Annotated in this window: 11 protein-coding genes; 9 read left to right on the top strand and 2 right to left on the bottom strand. The window is 44.3% G+C overall.

Annotation, left to right across the window (positions count from 1 at the left end; all coding sequences use genetic code 11):
* Positions 1 to 64: 64 nt before the first annotated feature.
* From FSB76_RS20750 to FSB76_RS20735, 4 genes are all read left to right on the top strand, one after another.
* Positions 65 to 2,545: a glycoside hydrolase family 31 protein gene (locus tag FSB76_RS20750; protein ID WP_147056715.1), complete on the top strand. Its 2,481-nt coding sequence runs from the start codon at positions 65 to 67 to the stop codon at positions 2,543 to 2,545.
* Positions 2,546 to 2,767: 222 nt separating this feature from the next.
* Entirely contained in the window at positions 2,768 to 4,969 is a 2,202-nt protein-coding gene (gene glgB, locus FSB76_RS20745) for a 1,4-alpha-glucan branching protein GlgB (protein ID WP_147056713.1), read from the top strand.
* Between the two features lie 94 nt (positions 4,970 to 5,063).
* Positions 5,064 to 5,255, top strand: coding sequence for a hypothetical protein (locus FSB76_RS20740; RefSeq protein WP_090644396.1), 192 nt, complete (start codon positions 5,064 to 5,066; stop codon positions 5,253 to 5,255).
* 11 nt (positions 5,256 to 5,266) lie between these two features.
* On the top strand, positions 5,267 to 5,572 hold the full coding sequence (locus FSB76_RS20735) for a DUF3784 domain-containing protein (RefSeq protein WP_147056711.1): 306 nt from the start codon (positions 5,267 to 5,269) through the stop codon (positions 5,570 to 5,572).
* Between the two features lie 141 nt (positions 5,573 to 5,713).
* Here the strand turns inward: FSB76_RS20735 and FSB76_RS20730 are convergent, their stop codons facing one another.
* Positions 5,714 to 6,874, bottom strand: coding sequence for a hypothetical protein (locus tag FSB76_RS20730; protein ID WP_147056709.1), 1,161 nt, complete (start codon positions 6,872 to 6,874; stop codon positions 5,714 to 5,716).
* Between the two features lie 211 nt (positions 6,875 to 7,085).
* Here FSB76_RS20730 and FSB76_RS20725 point away from each other — a divergent pair, with 211 nt between their 5' ends.
* The 5 genes from FSB76_RS20725 to FSB76_RS32725 all read left to right on the top strand — a co-directional run bounded on the left by FSB76_RS20725 (position 7,086) and on the right by FSB76_RS32725 (position 10,972).
* Entirely contained in the window at positions 7,086 to 7,985 is a 900-nt protein-coding gene (locus FSB76_RS20725) for a LiaF transmembrane domain-containing protein (RefSeq protein ID WP_147056707.1), read from the top strand.
* Between the two features lie 277 nt (positions 7,986 to 8,262).
* Positions 8,263 to 8,598: a DUF4288 domain-containing protein gene (locus tag FSB76_RS20720; RefSeq protein ID WP_147056705.1), complete on the top strand. Its 336-nt coding sequence runs from the start codon at positions 8,263 to 8,265 to the stop codon at positions 8,596 to 8,598.
* Between the two features lie 219 nt (positions 8,599 to 8,817).
* Positions 8,818 to 9,852 carry a sensor histidine kinase gene (locus FSB76_RS20715; RefSeq protein ID WP_225976260.1) on the top strand — a complete coding sequence of 345 codons (1,035 nt, stop codon included), beginning with the start codon at positions 8,818 to 8,820 and terminating at the stop codon, positions 9,850 to 9,852.
* The gene (locus FSB76_RS20710; protein WP_147056703.1) at positions 9,849 to 10,595 is read left to right on the top strand and encodes a LytR/AlgR family response regulator transcription factor; all 747 of its coding nucleotides are present in this window, start codon (positions 9,849 to 9,851) and stop codon (positions 10,593 to 10,595) included. Before FSB76_RS20715 ends, FSB76_RS20710 begins: the two co-directional genes overlap by 4 nt.
* Positions 10,596 to 10,843: 248 nt before the next feature.
* Complete coding sequence (locus FSB76_RS32725; protein WP_262713484.1) at positions 10,844 to 10,972, top strand: hypothetical protein; 129 nt, start codon at positions 10,844 to 10,846, stop codon at positions 10,970 to 10,972.
* Positions 10,973 to 11,395: 423 nt separating this feature from the next.
* On the opposite strand, the gene FSB76_RS20705 is transcribed toward FSB76_RS32725, so the two are convergent.
* The gene (locus FSB76_RS20705; protein WP_147056701.1) at positions 11,396 to 12,862 is read right to left on the bottom strand and encodes an NHL domain-containing protein; all 1,467 of its coding nucleotides are present in this window, start codon (positions 12,860 to 12,862) and stop codon (positions 11,396 to 11,398) included.
* Positions 12,863 to 13,158 lie beyond the last annotated feature (296 nt).

Genomic DNA, 13,158 nt, shown 5'->3' with positions numbered 1-13,158 from the left:
TGTTGTATATTGCGTAGTAAGTACACATTATACATATTTGCAGAAACCCCGTTAAATAATTTGAATGGAAAGTAACACACCCAATCCGGAAGAGCTAACCAGTAAGATAGTTGAAATTAAAAACTTGCTGGAAGAAGAAGAGGAAGAGGAGTTTCATCACCTTAATAATCCCGCCGATGGCATAAAACCCATCATCAAAAAATACCTTGGCGTACCAAATCATGCCGACCAGATAGGCAATAAATTTTACTTTACCGATGGCGATGCCAAAGTAGAAGTTGTTGTTGTTACCGACGATATTATTCGTGTAAGATTGGCGCCCCACAGCGTTTTCCTTGAAGAATTCTCATACGCCGTGCCTAAGCTGGAGCATAAAGCTGCAGCCTTTACGCTGTACGAGGATGATAACGAGTTTCGTGTAGCAACTAAATCGATAAATTGCCATATCCGCAAAAAGGATTTTTTCATTTCGTTTTCTGATAGCAACAACCACGTAACCAGTTCAGATGCCGTGCCTATGCACTGGGAAGAGAATGTACAGTTTGGCGGTTATTACGTATTTTGTACCAAAACCTGCGCTAAAGACGAAAGCTTTTTTGGCCTGGGCGATAAGCCTACCGAGCTTAACCTGCGCGGCAAAAGGCTGAAGAACTGGAACACCGACGCCTACTCTTTTGCCTGGAACCAGGATCCGCTTTATCGCAGCATCCCTTTTTATATCAGCGTAAATGAAGGTATAGCACACGGTATATTTTTTGACAATACCTTTAAAGCACAGTTTGATTTTGGTGCCGAAGATAAAACCAAAACCAGTTTTTGGGCTGATGGCGGCGAACTGCAGTACTATTATATCCACGGCCCGCATATGATGGATGTGGTAAAAAGCTACCACATTTTAACCGGAACGCACCCTATGCCGCCACTTTGGGCACTGGGTTATCACCAGTGCCGCTGGAGTTATTACCCCGAAGCCAAAGTGCGTAAAATTGCCAAAGGCTTCCGCGAAAACAAGATTCCTTGCGATGGTATCTATTTAGATATCGACTATATGGATGGCTACCGCTGCTTCACCTGGAACCGGAAATACTTTCCCGATCCGAAGAAGATGATTAGCGAACTGGCCGCAGATGGCTTTAAAACTGTAGTAATAATTGATCCGGGCATTCGCGTTGATGATAATTACTGGGTATTTAAAGAAGGTAAAGAGAAAAGATATTTTTGCCGCCGCAGCGACGATTACTTTATGGAGGGCCACGTATGGCCGGGCCGTTGCCAGTTTCCTGATTTTACCAATCCCGAAGTACGCGAATGGTGGGGAGGCTTGTTTGACGAGCTGGTAGAGATGGGTGTAGCCGGTGTTTGGAATGATATGAACGAGCCTGCCGTGTTTGGAGCAGGTACTTTCCCCGATGATGTTCGTCATCAATACGATGGGCACCGTGGATCGCACCGTAAGGCGCACAATGTTTATGGTATGCAAATGGTACGCTCAACCTATGAAGGTTTGCGTAAAATCATGAAAAATAAACGCCCTTTTACTATAACCAGGGCGGGTTATTCGGGCGTACAGCGTTACTCATCCGTATGGACGGGCGATAACGTGGCCTCATGGGAGCACCTTAAATTAGGTAATATTCAATGCCAGCGCCTATCAGTATCGGGCATTCCTTTTTGCGGTACAGATATAGGTGGTTTTAGCGGCGAGCCTGATGGCGAACTGTTTACCCGCTGGATACAGCTGGGTACTTTTTCGCCGTTTATGCGGGCACACTCGGCAGGCGATACTAAAGAGCGTGAACCATGGAGCTTTGGTGAGCCGTTTACCGAAATCAACCGTAAGTTTATCGAGCTGCGTTACAGGCTTATCCCCTACTTATACTCTACTTTTTGGGAGCACCATCGTTACGGGTTCCCTATTTTAAGGCCAGTGGTAATGCATGAGCAGGATGTGTTGTTAAATCACTTCCGCCAGGATGAGTTTACCTATGGCGATAAAATTTTGGTTTGCCCGGTAATGGAGCCAGGCCAAATACGCCGTAACGTGTACCTGCCAAAAGGCAAATGGTTTAACTATTGGACCTTTGAAGTACTTGAAGGCGGCAAAGAAATTACCGTTGATACGCCTTTGCAAACCATGCCGCTGTTTGTAAAAGCCGGATCGGTAATACCCGAATACCCGGTAATGCAATACATAGGCGAAAAAGAAATTGAAGAAGTTAAACTGAATGTTTACTATACCGATTACGAAGTAAACTCTTTCCTGTTTGAAGATTACGGCGAAACTTTTGCCTACGAACAGGATATTTACCTCGAGAAAAAATTTGTGGTGAATGGTAATTCAAAAAAACTGATTATAGATCAAAGCATGGAAGGGCTATATACCCCACGCTATGAAGGTTACCATTTTAACGTTATAGGCTTGCCGTTTAAACCGCACAAAATAGTGGTCGACGGTAAAACTGTAACCGATTTCATCCTCAACGATGATGGCACCATGGAGTTTAAATACAGTAAAAAGTTTAAGCAGATAGAAATATCAAAATAACAAAGTTAAAGCCGCCCCAAAAAAGGCGGCTTTTTTATGCTTTATGCAATACTGCACTTTTTAATAACCTGTTACTTCTTATTTCCTGATTCTTGCCTGCATTCAAAAATAAATCCCGTAAATCCCGCATAATGTCATAATCCTGTTATATTTGATTTATATAAACCAAACTCAATCCTGTAATTTGGGTTATCCTTACAAATCCTGACAGGTATCTATATCATGGCCAAAAAAACAAAGACAACCGACACCCCGATACCGGAAGAAAAGCCTGTAAAAGAAAAAAAAGCAGCCAAAGCAAAACCAGCAACAGAAAAAACTTCTAAAGCTAAAACTGCCAAAGCCGAATCTGAGCCAGTTGCGGCCACCGCAAAAAAAGCAGGTAAGGCAAAAGCCGCACCGGTCGAAAAAGCCGTTGCTTCTAAACCCAAAACGGTTAAAGCAAAAGTTGCCGAAGCTGTTCAGGCTACACCTCCTGTAATATTAAAAGCAGTTGAACCCTATAGCCGCTTTACCGATTTTGATATCAGTTTATTTAAATCGGGTAAGCACTTTAAGTTGTATGAAAAGTTTGGCTCGCATGTGGTGGAGTTTCAGGGCGTGGTGGGTACCTACTTTGCGGTTTGGGCGCCAAACGCGCAGTATGTATCGGTTATAGCAAACTTTAACGGCTGGAACCGCGGTTCGCATAGTTTAAATGCCCGTTGGGATTCATCCGGCATATGGGAGGGGTTTATCCCGAATATTGGCGTAGGCGAAACCTATAAATATTATATCAAATCATCAACCGGCGAAGACCTGGAAAAGGCCGATCCGTTTGCCTTGCGCTGGGAAGTGCCGCCAAGCACGGCATCTATAGTTGTTGACACCTTTTACGAATGGACCGATGGCGACTGGATGGCCAACCGCCACGAGCATAACGCGCTTGACAAACCTTACAGCGTTTACGAAGTGCATCTGGGTTCATGGGCCCGCAGCCCCGAAAGCCCCGATCAGTTTTTAACTTATACCGAACTGGCACATAAGCTGGTGCCTTATGTTAAAGATATGGGCTTTACCCATGTAGAGTTTATGCCTATTATGGAGCACCCGTATTACCCGAGCTGGGGTTACCAAATATCGGGATACTTTGCTGCGGCTTCCCGTTATGGTTCGCCGCAGGAACTGATGTTCCTGATCGAGGAGTTTCACAAAGCAGGCATCGGGGTGATATTGGATTGGGTACCATCGCATTTCCCGGGCGATATTCACGCCTTGTATAAATTTGATGGTACGCACCTGTACGAGCATGAAGATATCCGCAAAGGCTTCCACCCGGATTGGAAATCGTACATATTTAACTATGGCCGTAACGAGGTTAGGGCATTCCTGATTAGTAACGCGCTGTTTTGGCTGGATAGGTACCATGCCGATGGTTTACGGGTAGATGCCGTAGCATCAATGCTTTATCTTGATTACTCGCGCAAGCATGGCGAGTGGGAGGCAAACATTTATGGCGGTAACGAAAACCTGGAAGCTATCTCGTTCCTGAAAGAGTTTAACGAGGCCGTTTACAGCCATTTCCCATCAACCCAAACCATTGCCGAAGAGTCTACCTCGTTTACGGGTGTTAGCCGCCCGGTTTATTTGGGTGGCTTAGGTTTTGGGATGAAATGGATGATGGGCTGGATGCACGATACCATCGATTATTTCCATGAAGACCCTATCCACCGTAAGTATCATCATAACGAGATCACCTTTAGTACCATATACGCCTTTACAGAAAACTTTATGCTGCCTTTCTCGCACGATGAGGTAGTATACGGCAAAGGCAGCATGCTGCGTAAAATGCCAGGCGACGAGTGGCAGCAATTTGCCAACCTGCGCTTAATGTACAGCTACATGTTTACGCACCCCGGCACCAAACTATTATTTATGGGGGCCGAGTTTGGCCAGGGCGACGAGTGGAACTACAGCCAATCGTTACCATGGCATGTAATGCAATACCCTAACCACCAGGGCATGGCGGCAACCGTAAAGGCGCTTAACCAACTGTATAAAGATGAGCCTGCACTGTACGAAAAAGCCTTTGATTTTACAGGCTTTGAGTGGATAGACGGAGGCAACGCCAACGACTCGATACTGGTTTACGGTCGTATGGGCCACAGCCGTGCCGACGACCTGGTAATTATCCTGAACATGACCCCGGTACCGCGTTATAACTACCGCATTGGCGTACCCGCAGGCGGTAAATGGCAGGAGATATTTAACTCAGATGCCCAAAACCTTTGGGGTAGCGGCATCATTAATTATCACCCGGTTACTGCCGATGCCGAAAAATGGCACGGCAAGGATAACTCCATTAACATTACCATACCGCCTTTGGCAGCCACCGTATTTAAAAAAATACCCGATGCCCCTGCCAAATACGAACTAAAGCGATAAATAACATCAAATCGCTATAAATATATTCAACCATTTATTAAGCTTTTGCGTTTAATAAATGGTTGAATATTCATTTTAATACATTTACCCGCCCATGAATCCCAAATTCCGTAACCTTTTTATTATAGGTGGCTCCGTAGCCCTGGTGTTGCTAATTATACAGGTATTCATGACCTATCCCGATATAAACGCCGTAAACATATTATTAAACGCCTTGCCCGCCCTTGTGCTTTATTACCTGGCCTATAAAACCTATCATGAGCATAAAGATGGCGAACTGATGTAATATATACCCATATGCTTAACCTCTGTGTTTTTGGCACAATAGCCCTGGTGATGCTATTATTTGGCTACCAGATAAAATATAAAAAGAAAGCCAGCCTGATATCCGGGTTCGACGAAAACCTGGTGAGCGACGTTAACGGCCTGTGCAACTGGGTAGGCAACCTTATGCTCATCAACGCCGCCATAGCCTTGCTCACCGGTATCGGCATGACTTACCTGCCCGCCCAAATGAACATCATCCTAATATTTTTTGTCGTCGGCATCCTGGCAACCTCTGTTTTTGCCATTGCCGGCAAGCGCAGGTTCGGGCGGCAGTAATCAAATAGTAACACCGGGGGGATCTGGCGGGCCTTGCGACCCGGGCATTATGTACCTGGCAAAGCCCCAAGGCATCTGGTTATCATATCCCGTTAAGATACTTTGAGCACTCGATTGATACCCTTACGCTACTTAGGCAAATTATTGCGATACGTAAAACCAGGGAATGTGTAGCAGTCCCGGCTTAGCATGTAACCTAATAGTTTCATTAAGATGCACTGCCTCATAAAATGATTTGCCTATAGTAATCTCGGTAGGCTGTTGCAGCGGGCCGCACTTATCAATGGTGATGTATTGGGCGGCGTTTTTGCCCGTGGTGTATCGCTTGTCGATTACAGTCGTCTTATAAACCAAGGCATCGGAGTTGTCAAATTCGCAGTTGATGTTGATTGTTGCAATGGTACTATACAAGAAAATAAAAAAAACTATGTGGGCCAGGCTAACCTGGTTACTGCGGGTTTTAATATTTGCATCATTTAGTATAAAAATAAACAGCATTAATAAAACTATGGCTATGGCAACAGCAGGCCAAATGATGACAGTATAACTCAATATGTGCCAGCCTTTTATTGCTTTTAACAACATGCCCAATACCGGCGCTATGAGCGCGTTGGTTAAGTTTGGGTAAGCAGAACCTTCGCCTGTATAACTATTAAATGTGAGAAGGTTGCGCTTTGCATAAAACAAGCATATTACCAGCAAAGGGAATACCAGTCCGGCTATTAAAGCATATCGGAACACATCAACAGAAACAAATTCGTATATGGCAACGCCAATACCAGCATAATTAATAACGGTGCAGAGTTTTTTGGCTGCTTGTATCTTTTGTTTCCGCTCTTTCGGTGTACTACCGATGGCCTCGTCGTGCAGCATGGTATCAAACTCGTTCTGGTAATGTTTGGCGTCGATATTTTTAAAATTCGCGGCAAACTCCAACAACTCAGCATAATTAACAAGGGCATTACATCTGCTGATATACAACATTTTACCCGGAGGCCTTGCCACAAAAATGAGGTTATCTTTATCTATTTTATAACCCCCGATGTCTGATTTCAGGAGCTCGGTCCGGGTTAAGGCACCCTGGAAAATGATGTGCGTTTGGGTGATTGTCACCTTTTTGCGTATGTAATAACACAACAAGTAAACAGCCAGCAGGCAAAGCAACATAGCAACTACTGCATGTAGTGTTTTATCGGCAGGCGCTGCCGAAGCATACAAATAAACACCGGTAGCCAAAATAGCAACCGAAACGATAAACATCAAAAGCTTCCGGCGCAGGCCAATTGTATATTCTTTGTTCAACGTGATAATTTCAGATGGCTAAAATTAGTATAATTTGTTTTACCAGCCGTTACAAACCGGGCCTTCGTAATAGCAATACCCCTACCCCCAACTTTTTCACCGACAAAACTTCCCCCCTTACCGATTACTTTAAATATATCGCCAGTATTTGTTTGGCACATGTATAATGTTACCTTAGTTTTGGGATATGATTTAAAATGCAACTGAACAAATGAACAACGATATAAATTCTCCGCAAAACCCAAACCGAGGCAAAGCCATGGCCGGGATAATATTGCTTGTTGTAGGAGCAATATTATTACTAAAACAATTTAGCCTATTCTTTCTCCCGGACTCATTGGAACTTTGGCCGCTGTGGTTGGTGGCCTGGGGCCTGTATGTAGGCGCCAAACATAATTTTCAAAAATCATCCGGCCCCATGCTCATCGCCATCGGCGTGGTGTTGTTTATCATCAACAATATAAACGATTCTGACCGCATTGTATGGCCCATCGCCATTATAGCCTTTGGTATGTGGCTTATTGTAAGGCGCGGCAAAAGCCATGATCCTGTTACTGGTAAATACAAAACCAAATGGGAAAAAGATTTTGCCGACCCTGCCAACTGGGGCAAAAGAACCGAGAAACCTAAGTTCGATTTTGGTAAAATGGAAGACCCGATTGTTGACTACACCGTAAAAGATGGCGGCGAAATACCACCATCAGGCGAACCCGCCGCGGCCGATGCCAACATACCGCCGCAAGATACGCCGCCTTTTGGCCACCATAACGGCGACGATTACCTGGATACCGTATCCATCTTCGGCGGGGTTAATAAAACCATCCTGAGCAAAAATTTTAAGGGCGGCGATATCGTTAACATCTTTGGTGGGGCCGAGCTCGACTTTACCCAGGCCGATATTGATGGCCGTGTATACCTGGATATTACCCAGATTTTTGGCGGCACCAAAATCATCGTGCCATCCAACTGGCAGGTAGTATCAGATCTGGCCGCGGTTTTTGCCAGTGTAGACGATAAACGCATCCGCAGCACAGCATCAAACGTTAACGGCAAAATACTGGTACTAAAAGGAGTATCGATTTTTGCCGGGGTGGATATCAGGAGTTATTGAGAAGAGAATCAAGAGGCAAGAATCAAGAGTTAAGACTTTGAAAATAAAGAAAATGTCATTTCGATAGAGCAGCGGGGGCATGAGCGGAGAGGGCGAAAGAGAAACTATCTCTTGAGCGTAGCGAAAAATCTTGTATGCCCTACATCAACAAGCATCGTCGAATTGCACGGCGTATAAGATTTCTCCTCGTACCTCGTTCGAAATGACAGTTAAATAATTATCTATAAACAAAACAAAAATCTCCCCCTTCAGGAGAGATTTAGAGGGGCTTCTAATCATGAACTGGTACGTAGCAAAATTAGTTTTCAGGGTGATAAGCGGTGATGGCGACCATCAGGCGCAATTTGATGAGCAGTTGCGGCTAATCAGCGCCGAAACCGAGCTGAACGCCTTTGAAAAGGCTAACAAGATTGGCCATGCCAATCAGGATAGCTTTAAAAATATTGAACGCCAAACCGTTAAATGGCAATTTATTGATGTGGCCGAACTTAACCGCATCAGCGAACCTGCCGACGGTACCGAGCTATATTACAACATACACGAAACACCCGACGCCGATCTGTACATCGCCTGGGCGCATCATAAGGCAGCGTTGCTGGGGGTGAGGAATTGAGTTAGTGAATGGTGAGTGGTGAGTGAAAGAAGATTTAAAATAAAAGAAAATTGTCATTTCGATAGAGCAGTGGGGACTTGAGCGGGAGGGCGAAAGAGAAATCTTATGCGCCATGCATCAACAATCATCTTCGGATTGCATAATGTTTAAGATTTCTCCTCGTACCTCGTTCGAAATGACAAAAGATTATAAAGTAAATTAACAAAACGACAAAAAACATTGGCCATACCAAATTTAAAAGCTTCAAAATTATACGGTGCGTTTGTGGCCTGTGGCTTCGGCTGGGCGGCGCTGCAAACGTATATTATCCATAGTTTTGGTTTTTTGTGGTTCACCTCAACTATTGATGGCCTGCTTAGCGCTGTGCTGCTGGCGGGCGCCTGCTGGCTTATCAACAATAACCTGCGTTACTACCAGCCGGGCAAGGGCAGCTATATTAACCTGTTTATATGGGTGGTGGCGCTTGCGGGCATTTGCGCCGCGGGCTGCCGGTATTTGCTGCCGCTGCTTAATACCGATGCCATCTTTGTTAACTTTGTTATTCAGTCCTTAACCATCCGCTTTTTTATCAACTTTTTGGCCGTGGGCTGGATGGCCATGATCAGCTTGTTGTGGTACTCGCAGCTGGATCAGCGCGAAACCATGAAACGCAAAACCGAGGCCGAGCAGCTGGCCCGTGATGCCGAACTATACAACCTGCGCCAGCAATTGCAGCCGCACTTTTTGTTTAACAGCCTCAACTCCATTAACGCGCTCATTGGCTTTAAACCCGATTTGGCCCGTACGATGATACACCAGCTGTCCGACTTTTTGCGCGGCACGCTAAAAAAGGACGATCAGCAACAGGTTCCCCTCAGCGACGAGCTGGCCCACCTGAATTTATACCTGGATATTGAAAAAGTACGCTTTGGCCACCGCCTGCAAACCGAGATTAGTTGCGATCCGCGCTGTGGCGCCGCCCTGCTGCCCTCCATGCTGCTGCAGCCACTGGTTGAAAATGCCATTAAATTTGGCCTGTACGATACCACTGGCGAGGTTACCGTAAGCATCCGCGGCGAAATGGAGGATCATTATTTGGTAGTGATGGTGCAAAACCCCTACGATCCGCAAACCAGCAGGCCCAAAAAAGGTACCGGTTTTGGCTTGCGCGGGGTGCAGCGCCGTTTATATTTGTTATTTGCCCGTAACGACCTTATGGAAACTTACGCAAATGATAATATATTTACAACCATTATAAAAGTACCACAAGTATGAAGCGCGCCCTGATTATTGACGACGAGCCATTAGCCCGCATGGTTGTAATGGAATACCTGCAAAATTTTAAAGATATTGAGCTGATACAGGAATGTAACGATGGTTTTGAAGGCCTTAAAGCCATACAGCAACACCAGCCCGACCTGATATTTTTAGATGTGCAGATGCCCAAGATCAACGGTTTTGAAATGCTTGAACTGGTAGAAAACCCGCCCGCCGTTATTTTCACTACCGCTTTTGACGAGTACGCCATTAAAGCCTTTGAAGCCCACGCGGTTGATTACCTCATGAAACCCTTCAGCAAAGAGCGCTTTAATAAAGCGGTAGAAAAATACCTGGCCAGCACCCCCGAAAAACACGCCCCCAAACATACCGAAGAACTGCTGGATGCCGTGGCCGCTCACTCGCCCGCCCAAAACGAGCGCATTGTGGTAAAAACCGGCACCAAAGTAAAAATTATCCCCGTTGCCGACGTTGAATACCTCATGGCCGACGACGACTACGTATCCGTTATCACCAAAGAAGGCTCATACCTCAAAAACAAAACCATGAGCTTCTTCGAACAAACCCTCGACCCAAGGCAGTTCGTCCGCGTGCACCGCTCGTACATCATCGCCATCACCCAAATCACCCGCATTGACCCTTATGAAAAGGACGCGCATTTGGCTATTTTAAAATCCGGAGCTAAAATCCCGGTAAGTAAAACGGGGTATGTGAAGTTGAAGCAGGTACTGGGCATTTAACACGATTTTTCGCCGGTTATTAGTTTTTTAAAGGTGCTCAAGAGGGCTGCGCCGTTTTCAAGATTTTGCAGGATTGACAGGATTTAAAAAGAAAAATTTGTCATTTCGATAGAGCGAGGAAAGGCCAGAAGCGTGGGCGCGAAAGAGAAATCTTGTACGCCCTGCATCTAAACCATGCTAAGCAATCATCCCTCACCATCCAAAGCAAAGCCCCGTGCGATTCCTTCCTTGGGGAAGGTAGGGGTTCAATGAGCTATGCAGGTAACAATTATTATGGCGTAACCCCGCTGGTAGACGCGGGGTCGGGCTATTCACTTATACTGCTTCAGGCATTAGGCGCGGGCCGGTATTCGCTGCTATCCCTTACGCGGGGATAAAGTAAAAAAACAACTTTCTCAACGAATTTAATACATGGAAGAAAATACATGTAAAACCCGCTTACGTTGATGAAGTTGTCTCCAACAACTTCGTCACCGGCGGTTATTTCATTAAACCGTGTTACTGCTTTTTTATTACTTCGGCGATACCAATATCATAGGGTATTACAAATCCACTAATCCGATTTTAAAATGACGGCGAAAGAAGTGTACCATCTTGTGCGATTTAATAAGGGATAACAAGTTTGTTGGAGACAATTCCAACAAAGTGCGGGCAAGGAATACCAACAAAGGCGGAGTGGCTGAATTTGATTTACACGTAACTACAATTAATATATAAAAAAACAGAGGCTTTTTGATATATTGGAGTTGTCTTCAACAAACTCGTTAGCTGTTATAATAGATTTTCAAACGGGCTTTAAGTTAATTATATGTTATTTTAAAGATTTTATTATTGAAATAATCGCTGATTATTAAGTTCTCGTTAGGATCAAATGCAATTACAGTAGGTGAAAATGATTTGAGGGTGAGATAATTGCCGCCACCGGAGTATGTGGGATACTTGTTGCCCGCAATTGTTTTAATTATATTAGTTAAGGCGGTTATCTTTCTTATTCTATTACTGGAATTAGATGTTTCTGAGATAAATATATCTCCTTTTTTATTAACGATTATCGAGGAAATAACAGTAAAACTTGCTTGCCTTGCGTCTACGCCATCTCCTGCATAAGCGTTTTTCCCCGTTCCAGCAATAGTTGTGATGATACCCGTTTTAAAGTTTATTTTACGGATATACCCGCTATGCAGGTCATTATCATTGGCTAATAGAAGGTTGCCTTCATTATCCAAGGCCATTGCTCCCACAGCAATAGATGCGTTTTTAGCGTCTCCGCCATCACCATCGTAACCGGCTGTACCATTACCCGCAAAGGCAGATATGGTTCCATCTGATGCTGATATTTTCCTTATCCTGGTTGCCAACTGATCGGAAATATAAATATTTCCTTCAGAGTCACTAATCATAGACCCCATCCAGGTTGTTGCTGCTTTGGAAGCAGCTCCCCCATCGCCTGAATATCCTTTTAATTTACCACAAATAATATGACATTTATGATCGGCAGAAGAGAGTTTATACAGAACATTGTTGAAATCAGTAACATCATACTGCAAGAAATAGATGTTATTGTATTTATCGATGGTTACAGAATAACTGTAACTGTTTAAGCGTGTTGATAAAGCTGGTAAATTATCATCTCCAAAATTGATTCCCCCAGCAGTAAATGCTTGACCAGCTATTGTGTATATTGTTTTATCAATTGCTGTAATTTCTCTCATACATGCATTACCTCCATCGAAGAAATAAATATTGCCAGATTTATCGATAGCTAATCCTGCCGGGCCGTTTATCTGGGCTTTTTCTGCAGACCCGCCATCACCACCGTAACCGGGATAATCGGCACCGGAGATAGCAGATAAATTACCCGATGAGTCGATAAAAGGTAAATGTTTATTATAGTACCGATATATCGATTTACTATGAGTATCAAATGCATACACCAATGAATCTGAAGTCAACTTCATTACCTTGACCTTGACAGGCCCTATAATTAAGGTATCGTTGGTACCCCAATAATAGCTGCTCAAATGGAAACTGGGACCGTAAGGGTTACCTATATCTTCATAATAGAAGTTGTTGGGCCCAAAATATTTCTCGGGATAATCCGGAACTTTACTAACTGAATGCCAAGTACCTAAAATTAGGTTATGGCTTATCGTGTTATCTATCGGGGCTTTATCAATTGCTGACGAAGTTTTTTTACAACTACTCCCAATAATAGTCAATAAAATGATAATCAATAAAGCGCTAACGGGCAAGTTCAGGAATTTCATGTGATAAAATTTCTTAAATATATGGAGCCTGTTTAAATTTCTTCAAGAATAATGTTTAATTATTTACATAACGAAATTTAAAAGCCCTTTACGAGCAATACATAGCAAATGCCGAGCGTTGAAACTCTGGCGGCCCCCCAAAGCCCCTTTGCGCAAGTGTTGTGCGGTTGCCCGCGAGGGGATCACTTGTGACTTATTTTACGACACTCGTGAAGCACAGGTCACCCATCGCTCAAAGCCCCATACACAAGACCTGCGCTAAAATGAGCTTTCCACGACTTAATAACGGGTGACGA

This window comes from Mucilaginibacter ginsenosidivorax, assembly GCF_007971525.1.
In the GTDB taxonomy this organism is placed as follows: domain Bacteria; phylum Bacteroidota; class Bacteroidia; order Sphingobacteriales; family Sphingobacteriaceae; genus Mucilaginibacter; species Mucilaginibacter ginsenosidivorax.
Note: the sequence above shows the minus strand (reverse complement) of the source record. Positions and strands in the feature narration are given on the sequence as shown.